Origin of the sequence: Shewanella sp. A32, assembly GCF_029167175.1 — a bacterium.
Lineage (GTDB): Bacteria > Pseudomonadota > Gammaproteobacteria > Enterobacterales > Shewanellaceae > Shewanella > Shewanella yunxiaonensis.
Map to the genome: position 1 here is coordinate 1 of NZ_JARFTS010000029.1, position 15,156 is coordinate 15,156.

A 15,156-nucleotide genomic window follows, 5' to 3' on the forward strand; every position below is an offset into this window, starting at 1 on the left:
AAAATGATGTCACCTAGAGAGTATCGAGCTCTTAAAGTGGCGAGTTAAGCTGTCCGTTTTGGTGGGGGCAACTACAGGGCCATGAGTGATGCATCCATGCCTCCGAATTTAGCCCGCCATTTGTAAAACGTCGCAGAGCTCATGCCATGTTCGCGACACAGTTCTGGAACTGGCGCTCCGGCTTCAGCTTGTTTAAGGATCGACATGATTTGGCTGTCGGTGAATTTTGATGTTTTCATAAAGAATCGCCTGCGCATATGGTACGAGAAAATTCTACTTTTGACGCCAGCTAATTTAAGGGGGGATTACCCATGCAATCGTATTGAGTCATTAACGGAAGATGGAAAGTCTTTTCGGTTCATAAATAGGTACCAAAATTACGACAATGACATGCTGCTATGCCAGGTTGTCCAATACGAACAAGGCCAGAGTCAAATGACCATTTTGATAGACGAAAAGGCCAACATGTTCGAAGTAAACCCAATCTCAGCACAAGATATCAAACGAAGTAAAGTCAGTAGTAACGATAGTAAATCAACCGAGTTTTTAGAGTCCATGGCTTACTTTGGGGTGATGGGTAATCACATGGTTGTAATGGGTTCACAATCTCTAAAGTCCAAGGAGTTGGAACGACATTTACAGTGGTACCTAAACACGCTAACGGAACAGAATATTAGTTCAGCGATAATTTTAACTGATAGGCCCACAGCAAAAGCGATGAAACAACTTGAAAAGTCGCCGGCTAAAAGCGTGTCCATAGGGTCAGATATTATTTATAAGCAAGAATCTGTCGAACAATCAGAAAGTCCAAAATTCGAACAATATGAGCACGATGTAAAAGAGGCCAAGAGTGTTAGGTGGACCCCCTATGGCTTAGGCGCTTCGATTCTAGAGCTACTCAAAGATAATGGTTATATCGGTAATTTCAATTTTGATGAAACTCTCGATGATGCAAATTTACAGGTCAGTATTGAGTTCAAATACAACCGAAAAACGACTAAGTCAGGTCAAAGAGTTATCGATACATTATCAACATCATTACGCCATTTAGATAAGGAAGATGTTAAAATTAACCTTAAGGGGGGTGGCGAGATCAAAGGGGAAGACTTGAAACTAAGTCACCAAATCAATGTCGGTTTTTTTGATGGGAAAGTTGATGAGTCTGACTTGTACTATCAAATGAAAGCCTGGCTTAAATCAAAGGTTACAACTCTAGAAGTGGAATCAGACATACAGGATATTTTGCACAGCGATGACTAGTGCGGGAAAACAGAGAGGAAACGTCTTTGCATTTTTACTACCACTCTTCGTGGCAGGGACTGTTTGTGCCTTAATCTTTCGAGCTTACGCTGATGTCATCCCAGCAGGAGGACCAGTTCCCTATGTATTTGTTTCGCTTTTTATTTTCCCTATAGCTGCAATTTGGCCGTTGGTTAAGGACTTAACTGAGCTTCAAGAGATTAGCTATATAACCCCCCCAGAACGCCGTAGACTGTCTAATCTGGTTAAGGACATACAAAAATACTTAATCGCTAGTGCGGTATTGTTACTCATCTTTGCTTGTATCACAGCGACCGCTCTATACTTGGTGGTGATTAAAAGTGTAGAAACAAAAGCAGCTATGAGCGGTATCGGGTTCTTCTTCGGCTGCGAGATATACATTTTTATTTTTCTTTTCACAATGCGACTAAAAGTTCAAAACTATAAAGCGACTCTTGCAGCGCGCATCGAAGAACTAAAACAGTCTAAAAAGCTACTTGCCCGATTTAAAGACAAGAAGTAAACACTCCACGCGTTCCACTGCTTCAGCTCAATCCCTATCTCTGAGGTTCGTGATTTGCCGTTTAAAAAATGCATGATGTTAGGAAATCATCTTAGGAAAATGTTAGGAAATGAGCGTTTTGAGAAATTAAGGCATAAAAAAAGAGGTAAGCTATTTAAGCTAACCTCTTAATTATTATCGATAAGTAGGTGGTACCCGAGGCCGGACTTGAACCGGCACGCTGTAACCAGCGAGGGATTTTAAATCCCTTGTGTCTACCGATTCCACCACTCGGGCTCATCGATAAATGGAGGCGCGACCCGGAGTCGAACCGAGGTCCACGGATTTGCAATCCGCTGCATGACCACTCTGCCATCGCGCCTTTTTTGGAGCGACATACCGGGTTCGAACCGGTGACCTATACCTTGGCAAGGTATCGCTCTACCAACTGAGCTAATGTCGCATTCCTTCTGCATTCAGAGCTTTTGTCCTGACTGCGGTTTGGCATTCTACCGATTTAACCTAGGGAGTCAATCTGCATTTTGGCATTTTATTGCAATGCTGAATCGTATGCTGGCTATTTGGCCAATTGATTGATTTTCCCGTGCATTCAGTAACCAGTGGACGTCCTTGTCCACGGTATTCATGTCTTACTTTTAAAGCTTATTTTTCAATTTTTGGCAAACTAACAAACTCTAAACCAAGCATCTTGCGCATTACGCCAACCACCTGGCAGCTGTAACCAAATTCGTTATCGTACCAAACGTACAGAATTGCACGATTGCCTTCGGCAATGGTGGCCTGAGAATCGACAACCCCGGCATAACGAGACCCGACTAAGTCGCTGGACACAATTTCGTGTGACTCAGTGAAGTCTACCTGATTTTGCAATTCAGATTGCAGTGCGATACCTCTCAGGTATTCGTTGATATCTTCTTTGCTCGTTTCTGTTTCCAGATTCAGACTCAGGATCGCCAATGATACGTTTGGTGTTGGAACACGAATGGCGTTACCAGTGAGTTTACCGGCTAATACAGGCAATGCTTTCGCAACAGCTTTGGCGGCACCAGTTTCAGTAATTACCATGTTCAGCGGAGCGCTGCGACCGCGACGATCGGCTTTGTGGTAATTGTCGATCAGGTTTTGGTCATTCGTGTAGGAGTGAATAGTTTCAACGTGACCATTCACAATGTGGTATTTGTCGTTGACAGCTTTCAATACTGGAGTAATGGCGTTAGTGGTACAGCTGGCAGCAGATACAATGATATCTTCTGGCAGGATGTCGTTGTCGTTGACACCATAAACAACGTTCTTGATGGCACCTTTAGCTGGTGCAGTCAGCAATACTTTGCTGGCACCTGGGCATTTCAGATGTTGTCCCAACCCGGCTTCATCTTTCCAGATACCGGTATTATCAACCACCAGCGCATCTTCGATGCCATATTTAGTGTAATCCACTTCATCGGGTGAATTAGCATAAATCACTTGGATGAATGTGCCGTTCGCGATAATGGCGTTATTTTCTTCATCCACTTCTACTGAGCCATTAAATGGACCGTGAACGGAATCGCGACGCAGCAGACTAGCACGTTTTTCCAAATCGCCAGCACGGCCACCACGAAGAACGATTGCGCGCAGACGTAATTTGTTGCTGCGGCCAGTACGCTCAATCAGTAAACGAGCTAATAAGCGACCAATTCGGCCAAAACCATAAAGCACTACGTTACGTGGTTCTACTTCATCCTGACAGGCAATCGCTTCTGCCAGTTCTTCTTTCATGTAACTTTCAATCGCTTCAGTACCAGTATGGTCAGCCCAATATTTTACGGCCAGCTTACCGATATCCACTTTACACTGTCTGACGGGCAACTTGCTGAGCGCTTCCAGGAATGGAAAACTTTCGCGCAACCGCAGTTTTTCACCAACATGGCGTCTTACCAGACGATGGGCTTTGATAATATCGATTGTGGAAGCGTTCAGTAACGGTTTGCCATAAACCACCACTTCAACGCCCTGATTACGGTACAATTTACCCAGCATCGGCTGCATAGCTTCAGCCAGTTCAAATCGTTCTTGCCAACTTTGCAGGTACTTATCAGCGCTCATTTACAGTTCCTTTAGGTCCCAATCTCCAAAAATGACAGGAAATGATTGAGTAACAAATAAAAACGACCAATAATCGGAACGATGACACCTATGCCAGCGTTTTTTGGTCGGCGCTATTTTAAAGAAATCTTGTTTAACAGGCCAGCTTCGAATTTTTGGCAAGCGTGTAGTTTTATTATATTTTTCAGGGTGAAAAGATGCTTTCAGGAAGAAATTTTGTATTAATTACATCATTTTCTACAATAATGCTGCTTTGTGGCTGTGACAGGCTCACTACAACAGCCAAAATCTGTAAGAATAATCCTGAAATTTGTATGGATTTGCATAAAGATGGCTGGTGTCGCTCGCAACGTTCTGAACTTGTTTTTGACCGACTGGAGGTCAAAGAGGCACAGTCCCCGACTGGTGAGCAGTTATATCGGCTACTGATCGCGACTGAAAAATACAATCGCTGTGTCTGGTTGGGCTCAGGTGTCAAACACATCGAGCATCAGGAGCGCAGCAATGATCGCGCGCGTGCATATGGTCTGAGTTCTCAAGCATTGAGCAAACTTGAAGATCAAATCAAAAATCGTCAGGAGCCGATACTGGTATTTTATCGCTGGAGTCGGCTTGGGGATGAATCAGCACTGGACATTCTGCTGCAACAAGAAGCCGAGCAGCAAGTGACCAGACCCGAAATACTGGCGGCGTTGGGTGGTTATTACCTGAAACGAGATTCGCAGAAAGCATTATCGCTATACCTCGATGCCATGCGCCGAGTATCAAAAGAAGAGTTTGACAGCGACTGGCTGTTGGGTGCAGCACAAGCTTATCTGCAGTTAGGCTTACCGCAACAAAGTTACTTAATGTCAAAAACCAATCTGCTTCTCAGTGATAATCCTGTCAATGAAACCCAGTTAAATGCGCTGGTAGGTGACAAACGACAATTGGCCAAACTTAATGAAGATGCTAAAGCCTTAGCCAATACACTCAGCAGCGGCACATACGCCGATAGTCACTGGCCGGAACGCTTGCGACAAGCAGCAAAACCCGCCGCCATATCGACGACGAGTGATCAGAAATCGGAACAGCAATAACAGTCGTGACATCTTGGCGATTATCAACTATTACGCAAATCCCCTGCCAGTTAGTTATTCCTACATAATTTATTTTCATCAAATGGTAGATGAGATTAATTTTTGCTGAATTTACCCACAAATACTGCCAAAAACACGCTTTTCCCTTGACTGAATTGTGCAGTTTTGTAATTTTATTACTAAATGATATTAATGGTCTGAGGGATGATTTATGACTATCCGCATCGCAATTAACGGCTATGGCCGTATCGGACGCAATGTACTGCGCGCGTTATATGAGAATGAAAAGCACTATCCCATTGAGATTGTTGCAATTAATGATCTGGGTGACTCAAGTATTAACGCGCACCTGACGAAATATGATTCGGTACATGGCCGGTTTAATGCCACCGTTGAACATGACGACGAAGCCATATATGTCAACGGCGATAAAATTCTGACCTATTCAGAACGTGATCCCGCCAATCTGCCATGGGCAGCACTCAATATTGATGTGGTATTCGAATGTACCGGAATTTTCACCTCTAAAGAAAGTGCTCAGCCTCATATTGATGCAGGTGCGAAAAAGGTGATCATTTCCGCCCCGGCAAAAAACGTGGATGCGACTGTAGTTTACGGTGTTAACAATCAAATTTTGACTGCTGATATGACCGTGATTTCCAACGCTTCATGCACCACTAACTGTCTTGCCCCCATCGCAAAACCACTCAACGATGCATTGGGGATTGAATCAGGGTTGATGACAACAATTCATTCCTACACCAATGATCAGCGCCTGTCAGATGTATACCATAAGGATTTACGACGCGCTCGCGCAGCAGCCTTGTCAATGATCCCCACCAAAACCGGAGCAGCGGCAGCAGTTGGGCTGGTAGTGCCAGAACTGCAGGGTAAATTTGATGGCTTGGCCGTCAGGGTTCCCACCGTCAATGTATCGCTAGTGGACCTGTCGTTTATTGCTTCTCGAGATACCAGTATTGAAGAAGTGAATGACATTGTTGCCAAAGCAGCACAACAGGCACCGATGAGTGAAGTGCTGGCAATCAATACTGAACCACTCGTTTCTATCGATTTTAATCATAACCCCTACTCTTCTAATTTTGATGCCACGCAAACACGTGTTAAGGGCCGCCTAGTGAAAGTGATGTCCTGGTACGATAACGAATGGGGTTTTAGTAATCGGATGCTAGATAATGCCGTGGCACTGATGAACGCCAAATAACGGTTCAATCAACGACAAAAAAAGGCCTGCGATATTGCAGGCCTTTTTGCATCAATGTCATTCATTTAATTGCTGTTCTAGCTTCCGGCTAACCGCTAATGGTGAACCTGAATGGCGTGCAAGTAACGAATACGCTACGGGGATCACTAACAAGGTAAAGAGCGTCGCCAACAAAATACCAAAAAGTACTACGACACCAATCACAAAGCGGGTTTCAGCACCGGCACCGGATGCCATCACCAACGGTACTGCCCCCGCCGCCGTAGTGATCCCAGTCATCAGAATCGGCCGCAGTCTTTGCCGCGACGCTTGAATGATCGCGTCATGAAAGGCAATACCGCGGTCACGCAACTGATTGGCAAATTCCACAATCAAAATACCGTTCTTGGCCGCCAACCCCACCAGCATAATAATGCCAATCTGACTGTAGATGTTCAGACTTTGTCCAGTCAGCCAAAGTCCGATTAATGCACCCGACATCGCGAGCGGGACCGTTAGCATAATGACTAACGGATGAATATAACTTTCAAATTGTGCTGCCAGCACTAAAAACACCACCCCTAACGCCAGTAAGAACACAAAATACATTGAGTTACCAGACTCCTGGTAATCGAGCGATTGTCCTTTGTAACTGATGACCGCCTCGGCAGGAAGATTCTGGCGAACCAAATCATTTAGGTAATTCAGCGCTTCACCCAGGGAATACCCCTCCGCCAAACTACCTTCAATAGTAATGGCCCGCATACGGTTGTAGCGGTTCAGCTCACTGGCATCCGCAAACTCTTGTACTGACACCAAATTAGATAAGGGAAGGAGTTCATTTGTGCGTTCTGAGCGGACGTAGATATTCTGTAAATCCGCCGGGGTATTCTGATGACTGCGTTCCCCTTCAATAATCACATCATATTCTTCGCCGTCACGCATAAAGGTAGTGACCAGACGTGACCCCAACATGGATTCGAGTGTACGACCTATTTGGGCGTTAGACACCCCCAGATCAGCTGCGCGGTCTTTATCAATCACCACTCGAAGTTGTGGCTTGGTTTCCTTATAGTCAAAGTCCAATCCTGTCAGCCCAGGATTTTCTGCGGCTTTTTGCATCAGAATATCGCGCCATTGTGCAAGTTCTTCATAAGTGGGGCCGCCCAGCACAAATTGCACCGGCTTATTTACCCCCCGACCAAATGCCTGTCGCATCACCGGAAATGCACGAATACCTGATAAGTCCTTCAGCCGGTTATTAATATCCGCAATAATCGCTTTCGCAGGCCGTCGTACCGACCAATCGTTGAGTACAATAACCGCCATACCATTTGAGAAATTTGCGCCGCCGCCCCAACCTCTTGGAGCCCTGACTAATAAGCGTTTAATTTCCCCGCTATCGACCAGCGGCATCAATCGTTTCTCGACTTCATCCATATAACCCGCAATGTATTCATAGCTGGCCCCTTGAGGGCCATTCACCATCAGAAATAATGAGCCGCGATCTTCCTGAGGGGCGAACTCTTGCGGTACCTGTTTAAACAAAAAGCCACTCACTGCAAACGCAAGGATGACCAATGTGCTGGTCGCAATGGGTCGAGCCATCGCGCGTTCAAGACTTACCTGATAAAAAGCACCGAGTTTGGTCATGCCGTTGTCAACCAACCGCATTAATGCCGTATCCTGCGACGAAGGTTTTAGCACTTTGGAACACATCATAGGACTGAGTGTTAATGCCACCACTGACGAAAATATAACCGCAGCACTCATGGTGACCGCAAACTCTTTAAACAGTTTGCCCAGATCCCCTTCTAAGAAACTGATCGGCATAAATACTGCTACCAGCACAGCGGTGGTTGCTATCACCGCAAACGCCACTTCCCGAGCACCGAGAAAAGCGGCTCGCAGCGGCGGTTCGCCGGACTCGATACGACGATGAACGTTTTCAAGCATAACGATGGCATCGTCTACCACCATGCCAATCGCTAAAATTAACGCCAGCAAAGTAAGCAAATTGATGGTGTAGCCTAGTGCATAAAGCACGATGAAGGTCGCCAGTAATGACACTGGAACTGCTAATGCGGGGATCAGCATTGCCCGTACGCTGCCGAGGAAGATGTAGATCACGACCACAACCAGCGCAACAGCAATGAACAGTGTTTGATAAACCTCTTTGATGGAGGCCTCAATAAACACCGAACTATCGTAAGAACGCTTAATCTGCATGCCTTGAGGCAACGTCGGATTGATTTCATCCACCAAACGATTTACTGCGCGAGCGACCTCTAAGGTATTGGCAGTCGATTGTTTAGAGACCCCAAGGCCAATCATCGACTCACCGTTACCACGAAACATAATGCGATTTTCTTCGGAGCCAAGCTCCACTCGCGCGACATCCCCCAGCGTCACCAAATAACCGTCATCACCGCGCTTTACTACTAATCTGGAAAAATCCTTTTCGGTCATAAAGCCACGTTTTAGACGTACGGTAAAATGACGTTCCTGCGATTCGATTGAGCCTGCGGGTAGCTCCACGTTCTCGGCACGCAGCGCCGCTTCGACATCTGCGACCGTAAGATGCCGCGCAGCCAAGGCTTGACGATCCAGCCATATCCGCATCGCATAAACTTTACCGCCACCAATACGCATCATTGCAATGCCGTCGATAACTGAAAAACGGTCAGTCAGATAACGCCGCGCGTAATCGGTCAGTTGGATAGTCGACAGTTGATCGGACACCAAGTTAAGCCACATGATAACTTCATCACCACCATTGGCTTTTTGCACTTCTGGAGGATCGGCTTCTTCTGGCAAATTATTAAGCAGGCCCGACACGCGATCCCGAACATCGTTGGCGGCCGCTTCAATATCGCGACCGATATCAAACTCCAGCACTACCGATGAACGGCCGTCACGGCTACTGGAGCTGATGTGGCGAATCCCTTCAATGCCGCTGATCCGGTCTTCCACCAACTGGGTAATACGACTTTCCACCACCGCAGCACTTGCACCGCGATAATTGGTTTCAATCGAGACGATGGGCGGATCGATGTTTGGGTATTCTCGTAATGGCAGTTTTTCAAAAGCAACCAGACCAAAGGCAATCAATAGCAAGCTGATAACCGAGGCGAATACCGGGCGTTTTACCGAAATATCAGAGAGGATCATGTTTAGTGCCTCTCATCAGTTGAAGCTTTCAGCGGGTTTGGGGATCACGGATTGACCATCTCGTACTTTCATCAAACCGCGTGTAATGACATATTCCCCTTGTTGCACACCATCGGTAATCTCGACCCACCCACGGCTGCGCAAACCAAGCGTAACATCTCGCTGTTGTGCTTTGTTGTCAGCGGTAACAACATAGACCTGATGTCTTTCCTGAATGGGTACAATAGCTGATTCCGGGATCAATAACCCTTCACGCTGCTGCTTAATCAATTTTACCTTCATCAACATCCCGGGCAGCAGCTGATTATCCGGATTTGGCATCACAGCTCTAACAGTGACCGCACGCGTTTGGGGGTTAATCCGGCTATCGACGGTCGTGACTTCACCACTGTACACTTTGTCGTCGTAGGCAACGGCACTTGCCTGCACTTTTTTGCCTGGCTGCAATTGCGCGATAAATCGTTCGGGTACCGGAAAATCCAATTTAATGGTGGCAATATCATCAAGGGTAGTCATCAACGTTCCTGGCGTGACTAAGCCGCCTTCAGATACTTCCCGCAGCCCCAGTTTTCCTGAGAATGGGGCCCTAATCTGCCGATCATTCACCGCAGAATTAGCCACCTCCACTTGCGCGATGGCACTATCAACCAGCGTTTGCAGCCGGTCCTGCTCAGAAGCGGCAATGGTGCGGCTTTCCACCAATCCACGTATCCGTTTTAATTCACGGCGATTTTCAGCTAATTGAACCTGGGCGAGTTTGAGTTGTGCTTGTTGTTGCGCATCATTGAGTTGCACCAGCAGTTGTCCTGCAGTCACGATGTCGCCGTCATTAAAGTAAATTTTAGTGATTAAATCACTCACTTTGGGGGTGATGACTACTGACTCGTTCGCTTTAACCGTGCCCAGCGCTTCAACTTCATCTTGAATCGAATGCATATCCGCTTGATAGACTACAACCTCTACCACGGCCTTATCAGCTATACCCGGACTGGGGGCATTTTGGTTAACTAACCACCCGATCCCCAAGGCACTTATCATCACTAAAACCAACCACACGCTTTTTTTCATTAGTTCCTCGGGTATGGATTTTGTCAGCGTTACTACAGCTGTCGTTAAACAGATGACCAATGAGCTGAATGTTGAAAGCGCATTATGAAAATTGACTTAAAATTGTTAGGTCGCCATTTCAACATCCCCATGTTTTTATTAAGGATATATGTCGATTTAACTGTCAATCTTATCTAATTTCAGTCAATTATAGACAAATCTGATGGTTCACTGAGGATAGTCTGACAGTGGTCCGATGGGCAGGGTTAAGTGTAAACAAATGCAACAACAATAAAAAAAGCGCCTAATTAGGCGCTTTTTTTATCAATGAGTTAATTAACGTACTTTGCGATCTTCGCTCATGACATTGGAAACAGCTTTATAAACACTTTCGACTTTATCATTACTCAGTGGTTGATCTTCGTTGTCACGGATCCTGATTTCAGTCTTATTACTGTCTTTGGCGTCTTGCTTGACCAACAGACGGTAGTTGTCTTTATTCTTCAGCTTAATTTCGTCATCGCTGAACAGCGAACTCCAGAAACCAGATGTGTCATTGAATTTCACATAGTACAAGCCTTTGGCTGAATCCATGTCGATGACTTCAAAACCAACTTCAGGTAATACTATCGCCAGTCTGTCCCATGTGCTTTTCAATGGTGCATCAGCGAGCCAGAAGCTCTCATCTTTGTCCGATGCCGCTGTAACGTAGGTTACGTCGATACCCTTGCTCTGTTTTACACGCATATTCTGAACGATACGAGAACGCTCTTTGGCCATGTAACCGATGGTGCTATTCAGCATGTCAATGGCATAACGCTTTTTATCTTCGTTGTTCAGCAATACCTGGCTATCTTCACCATTGTAACTTTGTTGATGATCCAACAGGTTGATAACCAGATTACCGGTACGACCATGCGGCCTAACTTCCAATAGGAACTCGTAACGCTGACGAACTTTGTACACTTTGTCCGCACCAATCCATGGGCTGTCGATGACTTCATCATGTTCGATCCAGTCAGTATCGATGACGCCGTTATCGTAATCTTCCTTGGCAATGGCGTAGTCTTTGCTTTTAAGGAAACCTTCCACAACCGCAAACATCTCTTTCTTAAGATCAACGGTGCTATCAATGGTTTCCACTACAACTTTAATGTTATCAGCACCTTCTTCGATATGCGTGCCATCTGCCATCGGCAAAATCTGCAGCGGTGGACGGATATCCAGAGCATCACCTACCAACGCCTTATTCGATTTCGTCCCGACGGCTGGAATAGCATAGTCCTGGCTGAATTTGGGGCTTAATAAACCTTCAGGGATTTTCAGAGGACCGGTGCTTTGGGCATTGATATAATCAAAATTGCCATCAGCCTGACGACGAGTTAACGGTGTGGTACAGGCTGTTACCGTAAGTGCAGCGAGAACCAGTGAAATTTCCTTCAATTTTAACATTAAGTTATTTGACCTCTATGCGGGCTTTTTTCATTGCTTGAAGCAACAGACCATGAAACTCCTCAGAAAGTTCAGTCAAAGGCAAACGAATTGTGCCATAACTGATCAATCCCATACGATGGGCAGCCCATTTTACGGGGATTGGGTTAGCTTCACAAAACAGTGCTTTATAGAGATCTTTAATGTCGGCTTCAGCCGCAACCGCAGCGGCGTCATCACCACGCAAAGCCGCGTCACACATCGCTTTAAAGGCTGCTGGCACAATGTTATTAGCCACGGAGATAACGCCATTACCACCAAGTTCCAAAAACTCTCTGCCCGTCGCATCATCACCACTAAACAACAAGAAATCATCGCCGCAAAGTGCCCGCAATTTTTTCACCCGAGAAAGATCACCGGTAGCTTCTTTTACCGCAATGATGTTGGGCACTTCCACCAACCGAGCAACGGTTTCCGGTTTCATATCAACCGACGTACGACCTGGCACGTTATACAGGATCTGTGGAATATCGGTTGATTCTGCAATTGCTTTGTAATGCGCAACTAATCCATGCTGGGTCGGCTTGTTGTAATATGGCGTCACGCCGAGCATGGCGGCGAGGTCAAGATTTGACATCGCGTGGGTAAGTTCAATCGCCTCTGCAGTTGCATTGGCTCCGTTACCGCCGATCACAGGGATACGACCGGCAGCAAATTTTATCGTTTGGGCAACAACGTCAACGTGCTCTTGCATGGGCAAGGTCGCTGACTCACCTGTGGTGCCGACCGAAACAATGGCATCTGTACCATTGTCGACATGAAACTCCACCAAACGTTCTAAACTGGCATAATCCACAGAGCCGTCTGGGCTCATAGGGGTAATTAAGGCAACGATGCTTCCGCTAATCATGAGATTTCCCCAAATATTCAGGATTCGCTATGGTACTGAGCCAGCGAAATGATCACAAGGGGCGTAGGGCTAACAATTGGAATAAGTTGTGGTAGCATTAGCCAAAGCATAAAAATCTCTCCTGCGTCGCTGTGTTAGCGCAACCAGCGCCCCGAAAACACGAGGAAAATTCATGACCAATTACCTGGTCGTCACCGCCATGGGGACGGATCGTCCCGGACTGGTTGCCAAATTGGCACGTCTGGCTACTGACTGTGATTGTGACATCGTTGACAGCCGCATGGCTCAGTTTGGCAATGAATTCACCATGATTATGATGATGGCGGGATCTTGGCCTGCAATCACTAAGTTGGAGACTTCCCTCCCGGGATTATGTGTCGAACTAGAATTGCTGATGGTGATGAAGCGCACCTCTAAGCACGTGCCATTACGCTATATCTCCAGACTGGAAGTGACGTTTAACGGTCAGGATCAGCGCGGCACCATGCGTAACATCACGCAATTTTTAGCTGATCGCTCCTTAGACCTGGCAATGGTCAGATCCTTTGCTGAAGAACCTGAAAATGGTGAGCAAAAGCAGCATCTGCTGTTCACCATCAATGTTCCAGAGAAAGTTGACCTAGAGAAACTGGAAAAAAGTATTTACGAGTTGGCAGCGGAAATGTCCCTGAGCTGCACTATCCGCAGAATGCAGGGCGTACCGGTGCCAGAAATTGATTGATCTGAGATAACAAGGATACGTGGAAATGAATACGTTGAAAGCAGGTGCCGTTGCGCCTTCGTTTACTCTGAAGAATCAGTATGGTGACGATGTTTCATTGCAGGATAAATTGCAACAAGGGAAGGTGTTGGTTTATTTCTACCCGAAAGCCTTAACACCAGGTTGTACCGTACAGGCCTGTGGACTGCGTGATACCAAGAGCGAGCTGGCGGAACTCGGGGTATCTATATTAGGGATCAGTACGGACCCGGTCGCCAAGTTGCATAAGTTCATGGAAAAGCACCAACTCAATTTTGATCTGTTAAGTGATGAAAACCATGCGATTGCTGACGCCTTTGGCGTGTGCGGCGAAAAGAAATTCATGGGGAAAGTTTATGATGGCCTCCACCGTATCAGTTTTCTGATTGCACAAAATGGCAACGTGGAAAAGGTATTCGATAACTTCAAGACCAAAGATCATCATGAAGTTGTACTAAACTACCTGAAGGGCCAATAGCATTCGCCAACTAAAAAGCCACCGAAATGGTGGCTTTTCTATTGGTGCTGACGCTATTCGGCCGTTTTCGATAAAGCGGCCTGCAGTGCTTGTTCGCCAGAATTTGGCCACACGTTAATAACCGCCTTAACTAATGACGCTAATGGGATCGCAAAAAACACCCCCCAAACGCCCCATAAGCCGCCGAAGATCATCACGGCGGCAATAATCACCACAGGATGCAAATCTACCGCATCTGAAAACAACAAAGGCACCAGCACGTTGCCATCCAGCGCCTGGATAACACCATAGCCGAGCATCAAATAGCCAAATTCAGCACTGACGCCCCATTGGAAAAAAGCGACCAACACAATTGGCAAGGTAACCAGAGTGGCACCCACATAAGGAATTAACACGGAGAGCCCAGTGGCTACCCCGAGTAACGCAGCGTAATTCAATCCCATCAAGGCAAAGAAGATGTATGTCGCAACACCTACGATAACAATTTCTATCACCTTGCCACGGATATAGTTAAAGATCTGCTGTTCCATTTCATACCAGACCTTACGTGCTAACTCCCGATTGCTCGGAAAAAAGCGCTTACTGCCTTTGATTAACTGGTCTTTATCTTTTAAAAAGAAAAATACCAACAACGGCACCAAGATCGCGTAAACCATCAAGATTAGCAACGAGGCTGAATATCCAAGCAATTGTTTGCCGATCCCCAGCAGATGTTGGGTATCCAGTAACTTTTTCAGTTCAGCTAACATCGAATTAAGTTGGTCAGCGCTGATAAATTGCGGATGTTCCTGTGCCAATCGTTGCAGCATAGTCACGCCTTTATCTAACATCGTGGGCAACTCTGCTATCAACGCGGCCCCCTGACGCCAAATGCTCGGAATAAGGCCAAATGAAATCAGGATCATAACCCCAACAAATAACACCAATACCAGCGAGGCTGCGGTAGTGCGATTGATACCAATACGCGCCATTTGTGCCACTGGCCATTCCAGTAAAAAGGCCAACACTAGTGCAACCAATAACGGCATTAACAAGCCGCCGGCAAAATACAAAATCAACGCTATCCCTAACAGGATAAACAATAAGGTTAAAGCCTGTGGATCACTAAAACGGGCGCGGTACCAACGACTCAGATAGTCGAACATTAACGAGCTTCCTGTTTGAAAAAACGCTTTGGCGTGAATTGGGGTGAAGTTCCACCACTATATCGGTTCGGATTAACCAATTTACAG

General features: G+C 46.2%; 12 protein-coding genes, 3 tRNA genes and 1 pseudogene. 6 read left to right on the top strand and 10 right to left on the bottom strand.

Annotation, left to right across the window (positions count from 1 at the left end):
* Positions 1 to 77: 77 nt before the first annotated feature.
* A pseudogene (locus PY479_RS15880) lies at positions 78 to 239 on the bottom strand (transposase); the annotation flags it as partial.
* Between the two features lie 196 nt (positions 240 to 435).
* On the opposite strand from PY479_RS15880, the gene PY479_RS15885 reads away from it, so the two are divergent.
* Both PY479_RS15885 and PY479_RS15890 read left to right on the top strand, forming a co-directional pair.
* Positions 436 to 1,260 (top strand): hypothetical protein, encoded by an 825-nt coding sequence (locus PY479_RS15885; protein WP_275484363.1) that lies wholly within the window; start codon positions 436 to 438, stop codon positions 1,258 to 1,260.
* The gene (locus PY479_RS15890; RefSeq protein ID WP_275484364.1) at positions 1,253 to 1,783 is read left to right on the top strand and encodes a hypothetical protein; all 531 of its coding nucleotides are present in this window, start codon (positions 1,253 to 1,255) and stop codon (positions 1,781 to 1,783) included. The genes PY479_RS15885 and PY479_RS15890 overlap by 8 nt, the downstream gene beginning before the upstream one ends.
* 189 nt (positions 1,784 to 1,972) lie before the next feature.
* On the opposite strand, the gene PY479_RS15895 is transcribed toward PY479_RS15890, so the two are convergent.
* The 4 genes from PY479_RS15895 to PY479_RS15910 form a co-directional block, all read right to left on the bottom strand.
* Positions 1,973 to 2,059, bottom strand: a tRNA-Leu gene (locus PY479_RS15895).
* A gap of 11 nt (positions 2,060 to 2,070) precedes the next feature.
* Positions 2,071 to 2,144 (bottom strand) — tRNA-Cys (locus tag PY479_RS15900).
* 5 nt (positions 2,145 to 2,149) lie between these two features.
* Positions 2,150 to 2,225, bottom strand: a tRNA-Gly gene (locus tag PY479_RS15905).
* Positions 2,226 to 2,425: 200 nt separating this feature from the next.
* Positions 2,426 to 3,868: a glyceraldehyde-3-phosphate dehydrogenase gene (locus PY479_RS15910; protein ID WP_212593500.1), complete on the bottom strand. Its 1,443-nt coding sequence runs from the start codon at positions 3,866 to 3,868 to the stop codon at positions 2,426 to 2,428.
* A gap of 245 nt (positions 3,869 to 4,113) precedes the next feature.
* On the opposite strand from PY479_RS15910, the gene PY479_RS15915 reads away from it, so the two are divergent.
* Positions 4,114 to 4,947: a DUF2989 domain-containing protein gene (locus tag PY479_RS15915; RefSeq protein WP_275484381.1), complete on the top strand. Its 834-nt coding sequence runs from the start codon at positions 4,114 to 4,116 to the stop codon at positions 4,945 to 4,947.
* Positions 4,948 to 5,158: 211 nt separating this feature from the next.
* Positions 5,159 to 6,169, top strand: a complete 1,011-nt coding sequence (gene gap, locus PY479_RS15920; RefSeq protein ID WP_212593502.1) for a type I glyceraldehyde-3-phosphate dehydrogenase — start codon at positions 5,159 to 5,161, stop codon at positions 6,167 to 6,169.
* Positions 6,170 to 6,226: 57 nt separating this feature from the next.
* On the opposite strand, the gene PY479_RS15925 is transcribed toward gap, so the two are convergent.
* From PY479_RS15925 to dapA, 4 genes are all read right to left on the bottom strand, one after another.
* The gene (locus PY479_RS15925) at positions 6,227 to 9,319 is read right to left on the bottom strand and encodes an efflux RND transporter permease subunit (RefSeq protein WP_275484365.1); all 3,093 of its coding nucleotides are present in this window, start codon (positions 9,317 to 9,319) and stop codon (positions 6,227 to 6,229) included.
* A 15-nt stretch (positions 9,320 to 9,334) separates the two neighbouring features.
* Positions 9,335 to 10,387 (bottom strand): efflux RND transporter periplasmic adaptor subunit, encoded by a 1,053-nt coding sequence (locus tag PY479_RS15930; RefSeq protein ID WP_275484366.1) that lies wholly within the window; start codon positions 10,385 to 10,387, stop codon positions 9,335 to 9,337.
* 315 nt (positions 10,388 to 10,702) lie between these two features.
* Positions 10,703 to 11,818 (bottom strand): outer membrane protein assembly factor BamC, encoded by a 1,116-nt coding sequence (bamC, locus tag PY479_RS15935; protein ID WP_212593505.1) that lies wholly within the window; start codon positions 11,816 to 11,818, stop codon positions 10,703 to 10,705.
* Between the two features lie 4 nt (positions 11,819 to 11,822).
* On the bottom strand, positions 11,823 to 12,707 hold the full coding sequence (dapA, locus tag PY479_RS15940; protein ID WP_275484367.1) for a 4-hydroxy-tetrahydrodipicolinate synthase: 885 nt from the start codon (positions 12,705 to 12,707) through the stop codon (positions 11,823 to 11,825).
* 172 nt (positions 12,708 to 12,879) lie between these two features.
* Here dapA and PY479_RS15945 point away from each other — a divergent pair, with 172 nt between their 5' ends.
* Complete coding sequence (locus PY479_RS15945) at positions 12,880 to 13,428, top strand: ACT domain-containing protein (protein WP_212593507.1); 549 nt, start codon at positions 12,880 to 12,882, stop codon at positions 13,426 to 13,428.
* Positions 13,429 to 13,453: 25 nt separating this feature from the next.
* A complete protein-coding gene (gene bcp / locus PY479_RS15950) occupies positions 13,454 to 13,924 on the top strand; it encodes a thioredoxin-dependent thiol peroxidase (RefSeq protein WP_275484368.1) in 471 nt (156 codons plus the stop codon).
* A gap of 53 nt (positions 13,925 to 13,977) precedes the next feature.
* On the opposite strand, the gene PY479_RS15955 is transcribed toward bcp, so the two are convergent.
* A complete protein-coding gene (locus PY479_RS15955) occupies positions 13,978 to 15,069 on the bottom strand; it encodes an AI-2E family transporter (protein ID WP_212593509.1) in 1,092 nt (363 codons plus the stop codon).
* Positions 15,070 to 15,156: the final 87 nt, after the last annotated feature.

Coding starts and splice junctions, on each gene's coding strand:
- PY479_RS15885 (WP_275484363.1), top strand. CDS start 436: ATGACCATTTTGATAGACGAAAAGGCCAACATGTTCGAAGTAAACCCA.
- PY479_RS15890 (WP_275484364.1), top strand. CDS start 1,253: ATGACTAGTGCGGGAAAACAGAGAGGAAACGTCTTTGCATTTTTACTA.
- PY479_RS15910 (WP_212593500.1), bottom strand. CDS start 3,868: ATGAGCGCTGATAAGTACCTGCAAAGTTGGCAAGAACGATTTGAACTG.
- PY479_RS15915 (WP_275484381.1), top strand. CDS start 4,114: ATGCTGCTTTGTGGCTGTGACAGGCTCACTACAACAGCCAAAATCTGT.
- gap (WP_212593502.1), top strand. CDS start 5,159: ATGACTATCCGCATCGCAATTAACGGCTATGGCCGTATCGGACGCAAT.
- PY479_RS15925 (WP_275484365.1), bottom strand. CDS start 9,319: ATGATCCTCTCTGATATTTCGGTAAAACGCCCGGTATTCGCCTCGGTT.
- PY479_RS15930 (WP_275484366.1), bottom strand. CDS start 10,387: ATGAAAAAAAGCGTGTGGTTGGTTTTAGTGATGATAAGTGCCTTGGGG.
- bamC (WP_212593505.1), bottom strand. CDS start 11,818: ATGTTAAAATTGAAGGAAATTTCACTGGTTCTCGCTGCACTTACGGTA.
- dapA (WP_275484367.1), bottom strand. CDS start 12,707: ATGATTAGCGGAAGCATCGTTGCCTTAATTACCCCTATGAGCCCAGAC.
- PY479_RS15945 (WP_212593507.1), top strand. CDS start 12,880: ATGACCAATTACCTGGTCGTCACCGCCATGGGGACGGATCGTCCCGGA.
- bcp (WP_275484368.1), top strand. CDS start 13,454: ATGAATACGTTGAAAGCAGGTGCCGTTGCGCCTTCGTTTACTCTGAAG.
- PY479_RS15955 (WP_212593509.1), bottom strand. CDS start 15,069: ATGTTCGACTATCTGAGTCGTTGGTACCGCGCCCGTTTTAGTGATCCA.